This is a genomic window from Streptomyces sp. NPDC031121, from assembly GCF_055570615.1.
Genome location: NZ_JBVIGV010000010.1, coordinates 232,168 through 250,608, shown reverse-complemented (window position 1 = coordinate 250,608; position 18,441 = coordinate 232,168). Strand labels below are relative to the sequence as shown.

Here is an 18,441-nt window from a genome sequence, read left to right as displayed (position 1 = left end):
AGGGCACGGTGCCACTAGGCTCGCCCCCATGACCGATCATGTGCACGACCTGCAATCTGTACGTGAGGCCACGGACCGGCTGCTGACCGCGGTCGCGAAACTGGACAACGCCGACCTGGCCGGGGAGTCACACCTCCCGGGCTGGAGCCGCGGCCATGTGCTGGCCCACCTCGCCCGCAACGCCGACGCCCTCGTGAACGTCCTCGCCGGCCGCCCCATGTACGAGAGCGCCGCCGCCCGCGACGCGGACATCGCCGCCGGCTCCGGCCGCCCCCTGGACGAGCAGCTCGCCGACCTGCGCGACAGCCACGCCCGCTTCCTCGCCGAGACCGCCGCCGACCAGGACTGGTCCCGCACCGTCGAACTGCGGGGCGGCGTCACCGACCTCGCCTCGAACGTGCCGTTCCGCCGCCTCGTCGAGGTCGAGCTGCACCACGTCGACCTGAACGCCGGCTACGGGCTGGAGGACCTACCCGCCGAGTTCACCCGCCGCGAGATCGACTTCCTCGCCGACCGCTGGAGCGGCCGCCCCGAGGTGCCGCCCACGGCCCTGGCCTGCGACGACGGGCGCACTTGGCGGACCGGCTCCGCGGGCGACCCGGCCGTTACCGTGTCCGGCCCGGCCGCGGCCCTCCTGGCCTGGCTCGCCGGCCGCGGCGACAAGGGCGCCTCGCTGACCGTGTCCGGCGGGCCCCTCCCGGCCCTCCCCCCGCTCTAGGATCGGAACCATGACGTACAGCGGAGCGGTCAAGGTCGGCGGTCCCGCCGACGTGCACGAACTCGCGGACCTGATGATTTCCAAGGTCGCCGTGGGCGAGATGAACAACAACGCCTACCTGCTGCGCTGCCGGGCCACCGGCGAGCAGCTGCTGATCGACGCGGCCGCCGAGGCGGACACGCTGCTCAGCCTGATCGGCGACGACGGCATCGCCTCGGTGGTCACCACGCACCGGCACGGCGACCACTGGGGCGCCCTGCAGGCCGTGGTCGACGCCACCGGCGCCCGCACCTACGCGGGCGCCCTGGACGCCGAGGGCATCCCGGTGCCCACCGACGTGCCCGTCGCCGACGGCGACACGATCACGGTGGGGCGGGTCTCCCTGACCGCCCGCCACCTCGTCGGGCACACCCCCGGGTCGATCGCCCTCGTCTACGACGACCCGCACGGCCACCCGCACGTCTTCACCGGGGACTGCCTCTTCCCGGGCGGCGTCGGGAACACGCACGGCGACGCGTCCGCGTTCGCCAGCCTGATCGACGACGTGGAGGCCAAGATCTTCGCGCAGCTGCCGGACGAGACCTGGGTCTACCCGGGCCACGGCAACGACACCACGCTCGGCGCCGAGCGGCCGCACCTGGCCGAGTGGCGCGAGCGCGGCTGGTAGGCCCGGCTGGTAGGCCCGGCCGGAAGGTCTCGGTCGCAGCCCGGGTCCGGTGCACTCGTTCAGGTCGAACATGACCGGGCGCACGGCCGGGCCGGACGGGGCGGGGTAACTGCTGCACCATGCGACAGGACCCCTCCCCGCCCGCGTCCGGCCGTCCCCGGACCCCCTCGATGCCGCGGCTGGCCTCGGCGGCCCTCGCCGGCACCGCCATCGAGTTCTACGACTTCTTCGTCTACGGCACGGCCGCGGCCCTCGTCCTCGGGCCGCTCTACTTCCCGTCCTTCTCCCCGCTCGCCGGCACCCTCGCCGCGTTCGGCACGTTCGGCGTCGGTTTCCTCGCCCGCCCCCTCGGCTCGGCGCTGTTCGGGCACGTCGGCGACCGCCACGGCCGCCGCCCGGTGCTGCTCGCCTCGCTGCTGCTGACGGGCGTGGCCACCGTCGCCGTCGGCTTCGTGCCCACGTACGCCTCGATCGGCCCGGCCGCCCCGGCCCTGCTGCTCCTGCTGCGGTTCCTCCAGGGGCTCGGCCTGGGCGGCGAGTGGGGCGGCGCGGTGCTGGTGACCGTCGAGCACGCGCCCCCCGAGCGGCGCGGGCTGTGGGCGAGCTTCCCGCAGATCGGCCCGTCGGTGGGCTTCCTCCTCGCCAACGGCCTGACGCTGGCGCTGTCCGCGCTGCTGACCGACGCCCAGTTCGCCTCGTGGGGCTGGCGGGTGCCGTTCTGGGCGGCGGGCCTGCTCGTCCTGGCCGGGCTGTGGCTGCGCCGCTCCATCACGGAGACCCCGCAGTTCCGTCAGCTCGCCGAGACGGGCTCCCGCGCCGAGGCCCCGCTCGCCGAGGTGCTGCGCGGACACTGGCGGCTGCTCCTGCTGACCGGCGGGGCGCTCGCCTCCGCGTACTCCGTGTTCTACGGGGTGAGCACCTGGTCCCTGGCGTACGGCACCGAGCAGCTCGGCGTGGACCGGACGACGATGCTGTCCTGCATCCTGCTCGCCGTCGCCGTCATGACGGTGTGGACGCCGGTCGCCGCGGTCCTGGGCGACCGCTGGGGCCGCCGCCCGATGTGCCTGGCGGGCTGTGCGGCCTGCGCGCTGTGGATGGTCCCGTACGCGGCCCTGCTGGGCTCGGCGAGCCCGCCGCTGGTGGCCGCCGGGGCGGTCCTGGCGCTGCTGTCGGTCGGGACGGTGCTGTCGGTGATCGGCGCGTACCTGCCCGAGCTGTACGCCCCCCGGATCCGCTGCACCGGGGCGGCCGTCGGCTACAACCTGGGCGGGGTGCTGGGCGGGGCGCTGACCCCGATCGTGGCGACGGGCCTGGCGGGCGGCTCCGGTCCGCCGTGGGGCGTGGCGGCGTACCTGGCCGGCATCGCCGTGGTGAGCCTGGCCTGCTTCGCGCTGCTCCCGGAGACCCGCCCGGGCGCGGGTACGGGCACGGAAGCGGGGGCGGCCGAAGCGACCGCCCCCGTGTAGGCCCGCCGCGGCCGGGGCTCCCGGCCGGTGCGGGTCAGGCCCCGATGCTCTCCTTGCGGGCGGCCGCCTCGGCGGCCTCCTGCTTCCGGGCGGCGATCAGGCTGGTGATCGTGGTGATCACCAGGACGCCGCAGATGACGCCCAGGGAAACCGGGATGGAGATCTCCGGGACGTGCACGCCTGACTCGTGCAGGGCGTGCAGCACGAGCTTGACGCCGATGAAGCCGAGGATGACGGACAGGCCGTAGCTGAGGTGGACCAGCTTCTTCAGCAGGCCGCCGATGAGGAAGTACAGCTGGCGCAGGCCCATCAGGGCGAAGGCGTTGGCGGTGAAGACGATGTACGGGTCCTGGGTGAGCCCGAAGATCGCGGGGATCGAGTCCAGGGCGAAGAGCACGTCGGTGGTGCCGATGGCGAGCATGACGATCATCAGCGGGGTCAGGACGCGCTTGCCGTTGCTGATGACGGAGAGCTTGGTGCCGTGGTAGCGGTCGGCGACGCCGAACTTCTTCTCGATCGACTTCAGCAGGCGGTTCTCCTCGAACTCGTCGTCCTCCTCGTCGGCCCGCGCCTCCTGGATGAGCTTCCAGGCGGTGTAGATCAGGAAGGCGCCGAAGAGGTAGAAGACCCAGGAGAAGGTCGTGATGATCGCGGCGCCGGCGGCGATGAACACCGCGCGCAGGACCAGGGCGATCAGCACGCCCACGAGCAGCACCCGCTGCTGGAGGTGGGACGGCACGGAGAACTTCGCCATGATCAGGACGAAGACGAACAGGTTGTCGACGCTCAGGGACTTCTCGGTGATGTAGCCGGCGAAGAACTCCTGGGAGGCCTGGCCGTTGCCGAAGAACAGCAGGCCGAGGCCGAAGATCACGGCAAGGACGATCCAGACGACCGTCCAGATGCCCGCCTCCTTGACGGACACGTCGTGCGGTTTGCGGCCGACGAGGAAATCGGCGCCGATGAGGAGGGAGAGACCGGCGATGGTCAGCACCCAGAGGGTCGTCGAGACGTCCACTTTGCTTTGCCTCCGGCAGATGGCTCAGGACACAGGTCAGCGACACAGGTCGGCGATCGCTGCCGGAGGTCTCTTCCACCCGCGGGCCGCTGGGGCCGCGGGCCGGCGCCCCGGGACCGGGTGGTCCGTACTGACGGGTACGCCGTAGCAGGAAAGCAGGAGTACTCCCCTCCGCACGGCCGAGGATACCGGGCGGAGGCGCTGAAGGTAAAGGGAAGGCCAAGTGATGGTCACGGGCGGGCATGGCGGCGGGCGCGCGCGGCCCGCTCCACGGCCTGGTCCAGGACGAGGCTCCCGGCCGGCGGCAGGTCCGGTTCGAACGTCCAGGCGTGGCCGACCCAGGGGTCGGCGAGGTGGTCGTCGGGGACGGGGGTGAGCCGCATCAGCTTCCGCCACAGCGGGTCCAGCAGCGGCCCGTAGGCCGCGGCCTCGTCCCGGTCGGCGACCATCAGCAGGTGCACGCCGACGGCCGGACCCTCGTCGGCGAGGTACCGGAGCCGGGTCACGGCGCGGTCGTCGAAGCCGTGCGGGAAGTCGTGGACGATCAGCAGCTGCTCGGCCGTGTCCACGTCGGGCGGCAGGTCCTCGGGCGCTCCGGCCCGCACCGCCATCTGGACGAGGTCCACCCGGCGGGTGAGCCGCTCCAGGACCTCGGCGACCCCCGCGGCACCGGCGGCGGGCGGCCCGGCCAGCACCCCGGCGTTCACGAGCGGCGCCAGGGACGCGGCGCCGGCCCCGGCCGCGTCGATGACGTGCACGGAGTACCGGCCGGCCGGGTGCACGGCGAGCAGCCGTGCCGCGTGCGCGACGGCCATGTCCATGGCGGCCCGGCGCAGCCGGTCGGTGTCCGCGGCCATCGCGGCCTCGGAGCCGGTGCGGCCGTTGTCGATCCACAGGCCGCGCTCCAGGGGGAGCCGGACGAGCATGGGGATCCGCAGGTCGGGGCGCTCGGGCAGGCGGAGGTCGCCCAGGCGCAGTGCCATGGGAGCCTCGTCGGGGCCGGCCGCGGGGGTGTCGTGCCAGACGGGGGAGGCCCAGCGGGCGTAGGCGGCGGGCAGGGCGGGCTCGACGACGGCGGCCTCGGCGGCCAGCTGGTCGAGGTCGCGGTCGAGGACGGAGCGGGCCTGGGCGACGAGTTCCTCGCGGCGGGCGCGGGCGGCGTCCCGGGCGGGGTGGCCGGCTCCGGCCATGCGGTGGCGCGGGTCGGACAGGGCCGCGTCGAGTTCGCGGTCGAGTCGGGAGTCGGCGAAGTCGCAGGCGCTGCGGTAGGCGGCGACGGCGCGGGCCAGGTCCTCGAACATGCCCCAGACCTGGTTGTAGAGCCGTTCGTCCATGGTCCAGCCGGACGCGTCGCCGGCGACGGGGACGGGCGCCTCGCCGGGGGCCGCAGGGGCGGGGGCCTGCGGGCCGGGCTCGGGGGCCTCGGAGGTGCTGCGGCGGCGGCGCGGGTGGACGTAGTCGACGGTGGGCGGCCCGCCGGCGCCGTCCGCGGGTGCCGGGCCGGGCGTACCGGCGTACGGGGCGCCGGAGACGGGGCCGGGCACGGTGGCCGGCCCGCCTCCGTCCGGCCCTGCCCCCGCCGGGCCCGTTCCCGCGGGCCCGGCGGCGGTGCCGGCCGGCGGGGTGTCCTGCGGGCCGGGGAGGCCGTGCGTGCCGGCCGCGGCGTGCACCGCGGCGACTCCGGCGCCGTCCCGGGCGGCCGCGCCCGACCCGGCCGGTCCCGCCGCCCCGGCCGCCGCCGAGGCGAGGGCCGCGGCGGCCTGGGCGGACAGCCCGGCGTCGGCCAGGAGCGCGGGGAGGCCGTCGGCGTAGCCCTGGCCCACGGCGCGGACCTTCCAGGCGCCCTGGCGACGGTAGACCTCCAGGGCCGTGACGGCGCCCTCGGCGTCCAGGCCGGCGAGCGCGAACCCGGCGAGGTCGGCGCCGCCCGGTTCGGCGACGGCCGTGTACGGGGCCGCGACCGATCCGAAGCGCGCGGGCCCGCCAGGCGGCAGCGCGAGGACGACGCGGAGCTGGTGCACGGACGGCGCCACGGCGTCGAGGTCGACGGCGAAGCGATGCGCTGCGGCCGCCTCCGCCGGGGCGGCGAGGCCGGGCAGGGCGGCCGGGTCCCCGGGGTGCGCGAGCGCGTCGGGGCCGGCCATCCGGCCGGTGTCGTCGCAGGCGGCGACCAGGGCGAGCAGCGGCGTGCCCGCCGCGATCCTGATCTCCACCCGGGTGCGGGACAGGGGGCTGTTCTGCCCCCGGACCAGTTCGGCCGTCATCGTGCAGCCCTCCCCCGTGCCTCGTGCCGTGCTGCCGTTCGGTGCACCGCGCCCGGCCGGGCGCGGTGCCTGGTCTTCTCCTACAGGTGCGGCAGGATCGCCGGCATCAGGTCCTGGAAGGTGCGGCCGTTGGCGGCGGCGCCGATGGCCGTCATCTGCCAGCCGGCGCCGGCCCGGGACACCTTCGCCATGATCTGCGCGGTGTACTGGCCGCCCCCGTCGAGGGTGTAGCGGGCCAGTTCCTGGCCGTTGGTCTCGTCGACGAGGCGGCAGAAGGCGTTCTGCACCTCCTGGAACGTCTGGCCGGTGAACGAGTTCACCGTGAAGACGATCGTGTCGATGTGGACCGGCACGCGCTGGAGGTCGACGAGGATCGACTCGTCGTCGCCTCCCTGGCCGGCGCCGCCGACGAGGTTGTCGCCGGTGTGCCGGACGGAGCCGTCGTCGCTCTGCAGGTGCCGGAAGAACACCACGTCCACGGGCTGCTTCTCCGCGAAGAGCACCGCGGAGGCGTCCAGGTCGACCTCGCGGGTGCGCGACCCGAACAGCCCGCGGCGCTTGGCCGCCTGCCAGCCGAGGCCCATCCGGACGGAGGTCAGCGAGCCCCCGTCGCCCTTCTGAAGACTGATGGCCTGTCCCTTGGACAAGTTGACCGTCACGCGCCGTCCCCTTTCATAGCCACCCCCAGGCAAAGCGTGTACCTGCGGCTGCCGCCACCCTACTGAGCCGGTCCCCTGTCAGGCGAGGCCTGCCTCCTTCATCTGCCGCAGCTCCTTCTTCAGCTCGCCGACCTCGTCCCGGATCCGGGCCGCGACCTCGAACTGGAGCTCGGCGGCCGCGGCCCGCATCCGCTCGGTCATCTGCTCGATCAGCGCGGCCAGTTCCTCGGCGGGCCGGTCGGTGGGCACCGCGGCGGCCCGGCCGCCCTTGGCGGCCTTGCCCGCGGCGGCCCCGGCGGAGGACAGCGCCGGCACCGGGGCCTTCGCCCCCTTGCCGTCCTTGGCCTGGCGGTAGCCGGTGCCGAGGAGCTGCTCGGTGTCCAGCTCCTCGCGGGCGATGGTCGCGACGATGTCGTTGATCTTCTTGCGCAGCGGCTGCGGGTCGATCCCGTTGGCCGTGTTGTAGGCGATCTGCTTCTCCCGGCGCCGGTTCGTCTCCTCGATGGCCTTCTCCATCGCCGGGGTCATCTTGTCCGCGTACATGTGGACCTGGCCGGAGACGTTGCGCGCTGCGCGGCCGATCGTCTGGATCAGCGAGGTGCCCGAGCGCAGGAAGCCCTCCTTGTCGGCGTCGAGGATCGCCACCAGCGACACCTCGGGCAGGTCCAGTCCCTCGCGCAGGAGGTTGATGCCGACCAGGACGTCGTACTCGCCGGCCCGCAGCTCGCGCAGCAGCTCGATGCGGCGGAGCGTGTCGACGTCGCTGTGCAGGTAGCGGACGGCGATGCCGAGCTCCAGGAAGTAGTCCGTGAGGTCCTCGGCCATCTTCTTGGTGAGGGTCGTGACGAGGACGCGCTCGTCGCGCTCGACCCGCTGCCGGATCTCGTGCACGAGGTCGTCGATCTGCCCTTCGGTGGGCTTGACGACGACCTCGGGGTCGACGAGGCCGGTGGGGCGGATGATCTGCTCGACGAAGCCGTCGCCGCGGGAGAGCTCGTACGCTCCCGGGGTCGCCGACAGGTAGACCGTCTGGCCGATGCGCTCCTGGAACTCCTCCCACTTCAGCGGCCGGTTGTCGAGTGCCGAGGGGAGCCGGAAGCCGTGGTCGACGAGGGTCCGCTTGCGGGAGGCGTCGCCCTCGTACATGGCGCCGATCTGCGGGACCGTGACGTGCGACTCGTCGATGACGAGGAGGAAGTCCTCCGGGAAGTAGTCGATGAGGGTGTTGGGCGCCGAGCCGCGCTCGCGGCCGTCCATGTGCAGCGAGTAGTTCTCGATGCCGGAGCAGGAGCCGATCTGACGCATCATCTCCAGGTCGTAGGTGGTGCGCATGCGCAGTCGCTGCGCCTCCAGCAGCTTGCCCTGCTTCTCCAGCTCGGCCAGCCGCGCCTCCAGCTCCGCCTCGATGCCGCGGATCGCGTTCTCCATGCGCTCGGGGCCGGCGACGTAGTGGCTCGCCGGGAACACGTACAGCTCGCGGTCCTCGCTGATGACCTCGCCGGTCAGCGGGTGCAGGGTGGAGAGGGCCTCGATCTCGTCGCCGAACATCTCGATGCGGACGGCCAGTTCCTCGTACACGGGGAAGATCTCGATGGTGTCGCCGCGCACGCGGAAGGTGCCGCGCGTGAACGCGAGGTCGTTGCGCGTGTACTGGATGTCGACGAAGCGGCGCAGGAGCCGGTCGCGGTCGATCTCCTCGCCGACCTTGAGCGGGACCATCCGGTCGACGTACTCCTGCGGGGTGCCCAGGCCGTAGATGCAGGAGACGGACGCGACCACGACGACGTCGCGCCGGGTGAGCAGCGAGTTCGTCGCGGAGTGGCGCAGCCGCTCGACCTCCTCGTTGATGGAGGAGTCCTTCTCGATGTACGTGTCCGACTGCGGGACGTACGCCTCGGGCTGGTAGTAGTCGTAGTACGAGACGAAGTACTCGACGGCGTTGTTCGGCAGGAGCTCGCGGAACTCGTTCGCCAGCTGCGCGGCCAGCGTCTTGTTCGGCGCCATCACCAGGGTGGGCCGCTGGAGCCTCTCGATCATCCAGGCGGTGGTCGCCGACTTGCCCGTGCCGGTCGCGCCCAGCAGGACGACGTCCTTCTCACCTGCGCGGATGCGCTTCTCCAGCTCGGCGATGGCCGCCGGCTGGTCGCCGCTGGGCTGGTAGGGGCTGACGACCTCGAAAGGCGCCACCGTGCGTTCGATCTTCGATACGGGCCGCATGACTCCACCGTACGACCCCGCGCCGACAGTCACCGCCCCCGCCGGGCGGCGCCGCCCCCGGCGCACGGGCCGCGCCGCGCGCCGTTCCCCCGTTCTGGTCCGTTTGTCGTAGTTCGGTGGCGGCCCGGTGATCTTCGAGCCCATGATCGCCCCAACGGACACCGCAGTGAGTCACCACGGCAACGGCTGCCGCTGCGCGCCTGTCTGACGCAGCAGCAGGGTTCACGACCCGAGGGAGAACACATGTACCTCCGACCCGCCGCAGCGGCCGCCGCCGCCGTCCTGGGCTTCACCTTCACCGCGCTCGGCGGGACGTCCGCGGCGGCCGCCGCGGATCCGGGCTCCCCCGCCGCGGCGCCGGGCCTGCTCGGCCCCGTCGTCTACGCCCACCGGGGCGCCTCGGCGTACGCGCCCGAGAACACGCTGGCCGCGGTCGACGCGGCGATGCGGCTGGGCTTCGCCTGGGTGGAGAACGACGTCCAGCGGACCATGGACGGCGAGCTGGTGGTGATCCACGACGACACCCTGGCCCGCACGACCGACGTCGAGGAGGTCTTCCCGGGCCGGGCGCCCTGGCGCGTGCGGGACTTCACGGCGGAGGAGATCTCCCGGCTGGACGCGGGCAGCTGGTTCGGCGCCTCCTTCGCCGGGGCCCGCGTCCCGACGCTGCGGGAGTACCTCGCCCGGGTGCAGCGCAACCGGCAGCGGCTCCTGTTGGAGATCAAGAAGCCGGAGCTCTATCCGGGCATCGAGGAGCAGACTGTGCGGGTGCTGGACGAGGAGGGCTGGCTCGATGCCGCCCACGTGCAGCGCCGGCTCGTCGTGCAGAGCTTCAGCGCCGACTGCGTACGCCTCGTGCACGGGCTGCGGCCCGACGTGGTGACGGCCTTCCTGGGCACACCGCCGGTGGCCGAGCTGCCCGCGTACGCCGAGTTCACCGACCGCATCAACCCCTGGCACACCACGATCTCCGCCGACTGGGTGGCCGCCGTGCACGGGCTGGCCGGGGCCCACGGCAGGGCGCTGGAGGTGGACACCTGGATCGTGGACGACGCGGTGACCGCGCGGAAGGTCCGGGAGATGGGCGTGGACGGGATCATCTCCAACGCCCCGGACGTGGTGCAGCGCGCCGTGCAGGAGGCGGCTCTCGGCTCGCTCGTGCCCTGACCCCCGCGGGGCGCCGGACCCCCGGGGCGCGGCCGCGCTGTCGGCGGCCGCCCGTACGGTGGAGGGGTGGACACCCCCGAGCGGCCGGACGGGCCGTACCTGGAATGGACCGTCGTCCCCAGCGGCATCGGCCCGCTGCTGCTCGCCGCGACCCCGCAGGGCCTCGTCAAGGTCGGCTTCCACGCCGGCTCCGCGGACCTGGACCGCCGGACGGCCGAGGCGGTGGCCGCCCGGCTCGGCGCGCGGGCCCGGCGCCCCGAGCCGGGCGCGGAGGTGCTGCTCGCCGAGCCGGTGCGCAGGCTGGCCGCGTACTTCGCCGGATCCCTGCGCCGCTTCGACCTGCCGCTGGACTGGCGGCTGTGCGCCGGCTTCCACCGCGAGGTCCTCCAGGAGCTGGACCGCTCCGTCCCCTACGGGTCCGTCATCGGGTACGGGGATCTGGCGGCCCGCGTCGGCCGGCCGGGCGGCGCGCAGGCGGTGGGGCACGCGATGGGGTCCAACCCGCTGCCGCTCGTGGTCGCCTGCCACCGGGTCGTGGAGAACGACGGGGGGATCGGCGGCTTCGGCGGCGGCGTCGAGACGAAACGGGCCCTGCTGGCCCTGGAGGGCGTCCTGCCGCAGCCGCTGTTCTGACCGGCCGGGCGGCGGGGAGGCCGGGCCCGGGCGGGCGGTTCCGCCGCGGGGCGGCGGCTGGGAGACTGCTGCGGTGACCACTCCCGCCGCGCCAGGCCGCCCCGCACCCCGCACCGCCCCGCTTCCCGCACCGCAGCCGCACCGCGGGGGCCCGGCGTGAGCGCCGCACCGGGCGCCGGATCCGGAACCGCGGGCCCGGCGGCCGCCGCCGTCGACCCGGCGGAGCTGACCCGGCTGCGCCGCCGCACCTCGTGGGTGCTGATCGCCTCCCAGGTCCTGGGCGGCGTCGGTGTGCCCATCAGCATCGCCCTGGCTCCGGTCCTCGCCACCGAGGTCGGGGGCAGCGAGGCCCTGTCCGGGCTCGCCTCGACCGCCTCGGTCATCGGCACGGCCGCCGTCTCGCTGCCGCTGGCCGCGCTGATGACCGCGCGGGGCCGCCGCCCGGGCCTCGTCCTCGCGTACGCGATCGGCGCCGCGGGCTCGGCCCTCGTCGTGCTGGCGGCCGTGGTCCGCAGCTTCCCGCTGCTGATGCTCGGCATGGCCGCCTTCGGGGCCGCCTCCTTCGCCAACTTCCAGGCCCGGTTCGCCGCCGCCGACCTCGCCGCCCCGGACCACCGCGCGCGGGCCATCTCCGTGGTGGTCTGGGCGTCGACCATCGGCGCCGTCCTCGGCCCGAACCTGTCCGCGCCCGCCAGCCGCAGCTTCGCCGGCACCTCCATACCCGCGACGGCGGGCCCCTTCGTGTGGGCCGGAGCCGTCTTCGTCCTCACCGGCCTGCTGCTCGCCGTCCTGCTGCGGCCGGACCCGCTGCTGACCGCCCGCGCGCTCGCCGGGCCCGACGAGCACGGGCACGCGGGCCACTCGCTGCGCGCCGGCATCGCGGCCGTCCGGGCCTCCGCGCGGGCCCGGGTGGCGCTGGTCGCCGTCGCCGTCTCCCACACCGCCATGGTCTCGATCATGGTGATGACCCCGGTCGACCTCGGCCACCACGGCGCCGGGCTGCACATGGTCGGCCTGGTGATCAGCGGCCACATCGCCGGCATGTTCGCCTTCTCCCCGGTGATGGGCTGGCTGGCGGACCGCCTCGGCCGGCTCTCCGTGATCGGCCTGGCCGCCGGCCTGCTGGCGCTCGCCGCACTGCTCGCCGGCACGGCCGGCCCGAACCACGGGCAGAGCGCCCTCGGCCTGTTCCTGCTCGGGCTCGGCTGGTCCGCCGGGCTCGTCTCCGGATCCGCGCTGCTGACCGACTCGGTGCCGGCCAGTGCGCGGGCCGCCGTCCAGGGCCTGAGCGACCTGACGATGAACACCTGCGCGGCGGTGGGCGGCGCCGCCTCCGGCCTGGTGATGGCGGCGGCCGGCTACGGCTGGCTGAACGCGATCGCCGCGGCGCTGCTGCTGCCGATGGCGGCGCTCGCCCTGCTCACCGCCCGGCGGCAGGCCGCGGCGCGGAAGTGATCTGGTAGACCTTGCGGAGGGTCTCGTGGACGGTCCACACCGTCCGGTCGCCCTCCCGCAGGATGCAGGCGGAGCCCGGCCCGAGCTCCAGCGCCGCGCCGCCCTCGACCTCGACGGTCGCGCGGCCGCTGACGACCACGAACAGCTCGTCGGCCTCGGTGTCGGCCACCACTCCGGGGGTGATCTGCCAGATCCCGCGGACCTGGCTGCCGTCGGGCGACTCCCACAGCACCCTGCCGGTGACGACGGGGTTCCCGGAGAGGATCTGCGCGGGGTCGAGCTCCTCGGCTTCGAGCGCGGCGTCGGGGATGTCCGGCACGCTGACCGCGAAGGAGGCGGGGGCCGCGGCGCTGTGATCGCTGGTGCTCATGGGGCGCCAGCGTAGTGCGGCGGGGGGCCGCTCCGGGGTGGCCTGAGTGTCCGGTTCCGCGCGGCGGAACGAGGCACTGTGTCCAGCGCCGCGGCCGCCCGGTCCGGCCGCCGGGTGTTTGCGGGTGCTGATCCGGTGCCATGGATGGGGACATGTCACAGCACTCAGCATCTGCGCCGCGGCCCGCCGGGCCCGTCCTGTCCGAAGAGGTCCGCGAGGCGGTCGAGCAGGGACAGCCGGTCGTGGCTCTGGAGTCAACGATCATCACGCACGGCCTGCCGCGCCCCCGCAACCTGGCGGTGGCCGCGGAGCTGGAGGCCGCCGTACGCGCGGAGGGGGCCGTACCGGCGACGGTCGCGGTCGTCGACGGGGTGGCGCACGCGGGCCTCGACAAGGACCAGCTGGAGCGGATCGCGGCCGGTGAGGGCGTACGCAAGCTCGGGCACCGGGACCTGCCCGCCGCCCTCGCGACGGGGGCGACCGGGGCGACGACCGTCTCGGCGACAGCGTTCCTCGCCGCGCGCGCCGGGCTGCGCGTCTTCGCGACGGGCGGGCTGGGCGGCGTCCACCGGGGATACGCGCAGACCCAGGACGAGTCGGCGGACCTGGGGCTGCTGGCCCGGACCCGGATCACGCTGGTGTGCGCGGGAGTGAAGTCGATCCTGGACGTGCCGGCGACGCTCCAGCGGCTGGAGACGCTCGGGGTGGCGGTCGTCGGCTACGGGACGGAACGTTTCCCCGGCTTCTACCTGGCGGACTCCGGCGAGCCGGTCGACTGGACCGTCCACCGCCCCGAGGAGGTGGCGCGGATGATGGCCGCCCAGGACGCCCTGGGCGGCCCGGAGTCGGCCCTGGTCGTGGCCAACCCGGTGGCGGAAGAGGAGCAGCTGGACCCGCAGCTGCACGACCGGGTCCTGGCCGAGGCCCTCGACGAGGGCCGCAGGCGCGGCATCACGGGCCAGGCGGTGACGCCGTTCCTGCTGGACCACCTCGTCCGGGCCACCGGCGGGGCCTCCCTGGAGGCCAACCTGGCGGCGGTGCGGGGCAACGTGGTGCTCGGCGCCCGGATCGCGGCGGCCTGGGCGGCCCGTCCGTGACGGCGGCCGGCGGGCGCCCCGGCGCCGCGCCGCGGCCGGGGGCGCTGCTGGTCGTCGGGGACGTGGTGACGGACGTGGTCGCGGTGCACCCGGAGCCGCTGGCTCCGGCGACCGACACCGCCGCCCGGATCCGCACCCTGCCGGGGGGCGCCGGGGCGAACGCGGCCTGCTGGGCGGTCCACTCCGGCGCCCCGGAGGTACGCCTCCTCGCCCGGGTCGGCGCGGAGTCGGCGCAGTGGCACGAGCGGGCGCTGCTGGCGGCCGGGGTGCGGCCGCGCCTGCTGATAGACGCGGCCGAGCCGACCGGGACGGTGGTCGCCCTGGTCGGCCGGGACACCGAGCGCACCTTCCTGACCGACAGCGGGGCCGCGCTGCGGCTCGGCCCCGCGGACTGGTCGCCGGACCTGCTCGACGGCGTCGTGCACCTGCACCTGTCCGGCTACCTGTTCTTCGCCGACTCCGCACGGGCCCTGGCCGCCGCGGCGCTGGCCGACGCCGTGCGGCGCGGGGTGCCGGTGAGCGTCGACCCGGCGTCGGCGGGCTTCCTCACCGCGCTCGGCCCGGACCGCTTCCTGCGGGCGGCGGCGGGGATCGGCGTCCTGCTGCCGAACGAGGACGAGGCCCTGCTGCTGGCCGGGCTGCCGCCCTCGGCCGGGACCGCGCGGGCCGCGGCGGAGCTGAGCCGGCGCGTGCCGCTGGTGGTGGCCACGCGGGGCGCGGCGGGCGCGCTGGTCGCCGAGGGCGGCCGGGTCGTCGCGGAGGTCCCGGCGGAGCCGGCCCGCGCGGTGGACTCCACCGGAGCCGGGGACGCGTTCACGGGCGGGTTCCTCGCGGCCCGGCTCGCGGGCGCGGATCCGGCCGGGGCGGCCCGGGCGGGCTGCCGGTCGGCGGCCCTGGCGGTGGCCCGGCTGGGCGGGCGCCCGTAACGGCGCCCGCGGGTCAGCGGCGCAGGCCGGTCCAGGCGGGGTGGCGGGGGTCGTCGGCCCGGACGACGGCGTCGGCGAGTTCGGCGGGGCCGGTCTCTGCCTCGTAGCGGGCGAAGGCGGGCAGGGTCCAGCGCTCGGACTCGCCGGTGCGGCGCGCCAGCGCCCCCGGGGAGAGCCGGATGTGCACGCTGAGGTCGAAGGGGAACCAGTGGCCGAGGAGCAGCGGCCCGTGCACGATGACCGCGGCGCCGGGCGGAAGTTCGGCGTAGGGGCTGCGGGTGGCGCGATCGGTCGCCGGGTCCCACAGGTCGGGCAGGACGCGCCCGGTGCCGCCCGGGTCGGTCGGGCCGAACACCTCCCGCCACAGGGCGCCGGTGTCGTACCAGCCGGAGAGGTACGAGTCGGCATCCCGGCGGCCGTGTTCGAACCGCAGGGAGGCCGGCCGCAGGAACCCCTCGGCGGGGACGGCGAGGACGGCGCGGCCGCGGGCGCGCAGGGCGTCGGCGAGCAGGGCGGCGAGGCCGCCGGTGTCCGCGGCGGGCGCGCCGTCGATGCCGACGCGCTGCCAGGCCGGCGGGTCCGCGGCGGGCGCGTGCTCGTCCAGGTGGCCGGCGAGCCGCTCGGCCATCCGCTGCCAGGTGATCGGTTCCAGGTGCACGGGTCCCATTGTCAGTGCGCGCCCCTAGCTTCTTCCCCGAAGGGATCACCGGCGGGACGGAGCCGTCGGCCCGACCTTGGGGAGGGGTCTGTCATGGCTCGCGAGACCACGTATCTGGAGCTGTCGCAGGACGGCGGCGGGGCGCACAAGTTCTACGAGGTCGTCGTGGACGGCACCGCCGTGGTGGTGCGGTACGGGCGCATCGGGGCCGCCGGCCAGGTGCAGCAGTCGTCGTTCCCGACCGCCGAGAGGGCGCGCGCGGCCGCCGCGAAGAAGATCGGGGAGAAGATCCGCAAGGGGTACGCGCCCGCGGTGCAGGGGCAGCGCGGGGCCCGCCCGGTGACGCGCCGCCAGGTGGTCTCGGCGCCGTCGACGGCGCGCGCGGCCGCCCCGGTGCTGTGGCGGTTCCGGACGGGCGCCTCGGCGTTCGGGATCCACGTGGACGAGGACCGCTGCTGGGTCGGCAACCAGGCGGGCGACGTCTACACGCTGAGCCACGGCGGCGAGGTGCTGGCCCGCTACTCGCTGCCGGACGGGGTCAAGTGCCTCGTGGCGGACGAGTTCTGGATCTACGCCGGGTGCGACGACGGCGCCGTGTACGACCTCTCCTCGAAGGTCCCCTTCAAGGCGTACGACATCGCGGAGGACGTCGACATCTTCTGGCTGGACATCCGCGAGGGCGTGCTGAACGTCGCGGACGCGAACGGCGGCCTGACGGTCATCGACCACGAGGACGAGTTCCAGTGGTCGCGGAAGTCGTCGGGGGCGCAGGCGTGGATGGTCCGGGCCGACGCGGACGCCGTGTACCACGGCCACGTGGACGGGGTGACGGCCTACGCCCCGGACGGCGGCGGCGAGTTGTGGCACACGCGGACCAACGGGCAGGTGCTGTTCGGCTGGCAGGAGGACCACGCGGTCTTCGCGGGCACGGCCCGGCACTGCGTCCAGCGCCTGTCGAAGGAGACGGGCGCGCTGGAGGCGACGTTCCGGTGCGACGCGGCGGTGTACTCGTGCGCGACGTCGCCCGACGGCCGGCACGTCTTCGCGGGCGACTCGTCTTCGTCGGTGTACTGCTTCGACGCGGACGGGCGGCGGCTGTGGAAGCTCGGCACGGGCAGCGGCTCGGCCCTGTCCATGCAGTACCTGGACGAGCGGCTGTACCTGGTGACGACGGACGGCTCGCTGGTCTGCGTGGACGCGAGCGAGGCCGCGATCTCGGCGGCCCGCGAGGGCACGGTGCCGACGGCGGTGGACGTGAAGTCCGCGGCGGCGCTGCCCGTCTACACCCCGGCGGCCTCGGCCGCGGCGGTGGCGGTCGTCCCGGCGGCGGCCGCACCCGCGGACGGCGTGGTGGTGGAGTGCGTGCAGCAGGGCGGGCGGCTGCGGGTGCACGTGGTGTCGGGCGGCTACGAGCCGTCGTGGAACGTGCAGTTCCCGCGGGGCATCAGGGAGCCGGGCGCCCGCTACGTGGTCGACGGGCTGCATGCGGCCTCCGGCGGGTTCTACCGGGTGCGCGGCGAGATCCGCCGCCTGGTCTGAGCCGTCGCCAGGTCTGAGCCGTCGCCCGGCGCCGGGGCGGGGCGCCGACAGGCCGGCCCGGCAAGGTGAGAACCGGCCCGGACGGCGGTATCACACCGTCATGAGCCTGGTCGTGTACGAGTCGGCGAAACCGGTGCAGTGCGCCCAGTGCCGCCGCGGCCCGCTGCGGCACCTGGTGCGCGAGGCCGGTGTGCCGCGCTGCCTGGACTGCGCGGACCTCGGGCACCTGGTCTACCTGCCGCGCGGGGACGCGGCGCTCACCCGGCGGGCCCGGGAGGCGAGTTCGCTGTCGGCGGTCGTCGTCCGCTTCAACCGGCGCCGCCACCGCCACGAACGCCAGGGCGTCTACGTGGAGGACGCCGCGCTGGCCCGTGCGGAGCGCGCCTGCCTGGCGGACGCGGAGGCGCGGGCGCGCCGCCGCGAGCGGGACCGGCTGCGGCGTGCCGCCGAGGACGTCCGCTTCACGGCGGCGTTCGCCGCGGAGATCCTGCGGCTGTTCCCCGGCTGCCCCGCGGACCGGGCGCGGGCCATCGCCGCGCACGCCTCGGTGCGGGGCAGCGGCCGGGTGGGGCGTACCGCGGCCGGCCGGGCCCTGGACGAGCCCGCCGTGTACGCGGCGGTGCGGGCGGCCGTGCGGCACACCGACACCGAGTACGACGCGCTGCTGATGGCGGGGGTCCCGCGGTTCGCGGCCCGCACCCGGCTGGCCGCGCGGATCGACGCGATCCTCGACGCCTGGCGCGTTCCCCCGCGGTCCGCGCCCCCGGAGGCCGGCCCCCGCACGGCGGCGGCCCCGCCCGTCGGCGCGGTGCCGGGTGCTGCGGCGGCCGGCCCACCCTGACCGGCGGTTACCGCCTACCGGACGCGGAACCGCCGGTACAGCAGCGCGCCGCCGAGGAGGATGCCTGCCGCGGCGGGCGCGAGGTAGCCCATGCCGTCGGCGCCGGTGTGGGCGAGGGCCGGGCCCTTCGGCGGCGCCTCCTGGACCACCGGCTGCTCCTTCGGCGGCGCGACCGGCTGCACCGGCTTGGCGGGCGTGACCGGCTTGACCGGCTGCACCGGCTGCACCGGCTTCGCCGGCTCGACCGGCTGCGGCGGCTTCGGCTGCTCGCCGTTGACGGAGCTGTTGCCGAAGGAGGGGTTGCCGATGCCGACGGCGTTCACGGAGTTGCCGCTGACGTTGACGGGGAGGGAGACCGGCAGCTGGATGCCGTTGCCGGAGACGACGCCGGGCGAGCCCGTCGCCCCGCCCTCCGCGTGGGAGCCGCCGCCGGTGCTGCTGCCCTCGGACGGCGAGGACGCCTTGCCGGAGCCGGTGTTGGCACAGCTGTTGCCCGCCGCCGGATTCAGCAGGCCCGCGGCGTTCACGGTGTTGCCGCACACGTTGACCGGCGTGTTCACCGGCAGCTGGATCAGGTTCCCGGACAGCAGCCCCGGCGAGCCCTCGGCCGAACCGCTCGCGCCGGCGTCGGCGTACGCGAAGCCGCTCACACCCGCGACCGCGAGTCCGCCTCCCGCGACCGCCGTCGCGATCAGGCCCTTACGGCGACTGTGACGCATCTGATTCCCTGCCTTCCGGAGGAGTTC

17 protein-coding genes are annotated in these 18,441 nt (G+C 75.1%); 10 read left to right on the top strand and 7 right to left on the bottom strand.

The genetic code is table 11. The features are described from left to right. The first annotated feature begins 28 nt into the window (after positions 1 to 28). The 3 genes from ACZ462_RS20640 to ACZ462_RS20630 all read left to right on the top strand — a co-directional run bounded on the left by ACZ462_RS20640 (position 29) and on the right by ACZ462_RS20630 (position 2,851). Complete coding sequence (locus ACZ462_RS20640) at positions 29 to 718, top strand: maleylpyruvate isomerase family mycothiol-dependent enzyme (protein WP_467806617.1); 690 nt, start codon at positions 29 to 31, stop codon at positions 716 to 718. 10 nt (positions 719 to 728) lie between these two features. After that, entirely contained in the window at positions 729 to 1,385 is a 657-nt protein-coding gene (locus ACZ462_RS20635; protein ID WP_467806616.1) for an MBL fold metallo-hydrolase, read from the top strand. Between the two features lie 170 nt (positions 1,386 to 1,555). After that, complete coding sequence (locus ACZ462_RS20630) at positions 1,556 to 2,851, top strand: MFS transporter (RefSeq protein WP_467806659.1); 1,296 nt, start codon at positions 1,556 to 1,558, stop codon at positions 2,849 to 2,851. A gap of 34 nt (positions 2,852 to 2,885) precedes the next feature. Here ACZ462_RS20630 and ACZ462_RS20625 read toward each other — a convergent pair whose 3' ends face one another. From ACZ462_RS20625 to uvrB, 4 genes are all read right to left on the bottom strand, one after another. After that, positions 2,886 to 3,869 carry a TerC family protein gene (locus ACZ462_RS20625; RefSeq protein WP_467806615.1) on the bottom strand — a complete coding sequence of 328 codons (984 nt, stop codon included), beginning with the start codon at positions 3,867 to 3,869 and terminating at the stop codon, positions 2,886 to 2,888. Positions 3,870 to 4,099: 230 nt separating this feature from the next. Beyond that, positions 4,100 to 6,133 carry a TerD family protein gene (locus ACZ462_RS20620; RefSeq protein WP_467806614.1) on the bottom strand — a complete coding sequence of 678 codons (2,034 nt, stop codon included), beginning with the start codon at positions 6,131 to 6,133 and terminating at the stop codon, positions 4,100 to 4,102. Positions 6,134 to 6,213: 80 nt separating this feature from the next. Next, positions 6,214 to 6,792: a TerD family protein gene (locus ACZ462_RS20615; protein ID WP_467806612.1), complete on the bottom strand. Its 579-nt coding sequence runs from the start codon at positions 6,790 to 6,792 to the stop codon at positions 6,214 to 6,216. A gap of 78 nt (positions 6,793 to 6,870) precedes the next feature. Further along, positions 6,871 to 9,009 carry an excinuclease ABC subunit UvrB gene (gene uvrB / locus ACZ462_RS20610; RefSeq protein ID WP_467806611.1) on the bottom strand — a complete coding sequence of 713 codons (2,139 nt, stop codon included), beginning with the start codon at positions 9,007 to 9,009 and terminating at the stop codon, positions 6,871 to 6,873. Between the two features lie 243 nt (positions 9,010 to 9,252). On the opposite strand from uvrB, the gene ACZ462_RS20605 reads away from it, so the two are divergent. From ACZ462_RS20605 to ACZ462_RS20595, 3 genes are all read left to right on the top strand, one after another. After that, a complete protein-coding gene (locus tag ACZ462_RS20605; protein WP_467806610.1) occupies positions 9,253 to 10,176 on the top strand; it encodes a glycerophosphodiester phosphodiesterase in 924 nt (307 codons plus the stop codon). 66 nt (positions 10,177 to 10,242) lie between these two features. Further along, a complete protein-coding gene (locus tag ACZ462_RS20600) occupies positions 10,243 to 10,809 on the top strand; it encodes a methylated-DNA--[protein]-cysteine S-methyltransferase (protein ID WP_467806609.1) in 567 nt (188 codons plus the stop codon). A 156-nt stretch (positions 10,810 to 10,965) separates the two neighbouring features. Then, positions 10,966 to 12,264: an MFS transporter gene (locus ACZ462_RS20595; protein WP_467806608.1), complete on the top strand. Its 1,299-nt coding sequence runs from the start codon at positions 10,966 to 10,968 to the stop codon at positions 12,262 to 12,264. Here ACZ462_RS20595 and ACZ462_RS20590 read toward each other — a convergent pair. Beyond that, entirely contained in the window at positions 12,230 to 12,634 is a 405-nt protein-coding gene (locus tag ACZ462_RS20590) for a cupin domain-containing protein (RefSeq protein WP_467806607.1), read from the bottom strand. The two genes, ACZ462_RS20595 and ACZ462_RS20590, sit on opposite strands and share 35 nt — an antisense overlap. 152 nt (positions 12,635 to 12,786) lie before the next feature. Here ACZ462_RS20590 and ACZ462_RS20585 point away from each other — a divergent pair, with 152 nt between their 5' ends. Both ACZ462_RS20585 and ACZ462_RS20580 read left to right on the top strand, forming a co-directional pair. Then, positions 12,787 to 13,731 (top strand): pseudouridine-5'-phosphate glycosidase, encoded by a 945-nt coding sequence (locus ACZ462_RS20585; protein WP_467806605.1) that lies wholly within the window; start codon positions 12,787 to 12,789, stop codon positions 13,729 to 13,731. Then, positions 13,728 to 14,657: a carbohydrate kinase family protein gene (locus ACZ462_RS20580; RefSeq protein WP_467806604.1), complete on the top strand. Its 930-nt coding sequence runs from the start codon at positions 13,728 to 13,730 to the stop codon at positions 14,655 to 14,657. Before ACZ462_RS20585 ends, ACZ462_RS20580 begins: the two co-directional genes overlap by 4 nt. A 13-nt stretch (positions 14,658 to 14,670) precedes the next feature. Here the strand turns inward: ACZ462_RS20580 and ACZ462_RS20575 are convergent, their stop codons facing one another. Next, complete coding sequence (locus tag ACZ462_RS20575) at positions 14,671 to 15,315, bottom strand: nucleoside/nucleotide kinase family protein (protein ID WP_467806602.1); 645 nt, start codon at positions 15,313 to 15,315, stop codon at positions 14,671 to 14,673. Positions 15,316 to 15,408: 93 nt separating this feature from the next. Between ACZ462_RS20575 and ACZ462_RS20570 the strand changes: the two genes are divergently transcribed. Then, a complete protein-coding gene (locus ACZ462_RS20570) occupies positions 15,409 to 16,854 on the top strand; it encodes a WGR domain-containing protein (protein WP_467806601.1) in 1,446 nt (481 codons plus the stop codon). 100 nt (positions 16,855 to 16,954) lie between these two features. Further along, on the top strand, positions 16,955 to 17,695 hold the full coding sequence (locus ACZ462_RS20565) for a DUF2293 domain-containing protein (protein WP_467806599.1): 741 nt from the start codon (positions 16,955 to 16,957) through the stop codon (positions 17,693 to 17,695). A 14-nt stretch (positions 17,696 to 17,709) separates the two neighbouring features. Here ACZ462_RS20565 and ACZ462_RS20560 read toward each other — a convergent pair whose 3' ends face one another. Beyond that, complete coding sequence (locus ACZ462_RS20560) at positions 17,710 to 18,414, bottom strand: chaplin (RefSeq protein ID WP_467806598.1); 705 nt, start codon at positions 18,412 to 18,414, stop codon at positions 17,710 to 17,712. Positions 18,415 to 18,441: the final 27 nt, after the last annotated feature.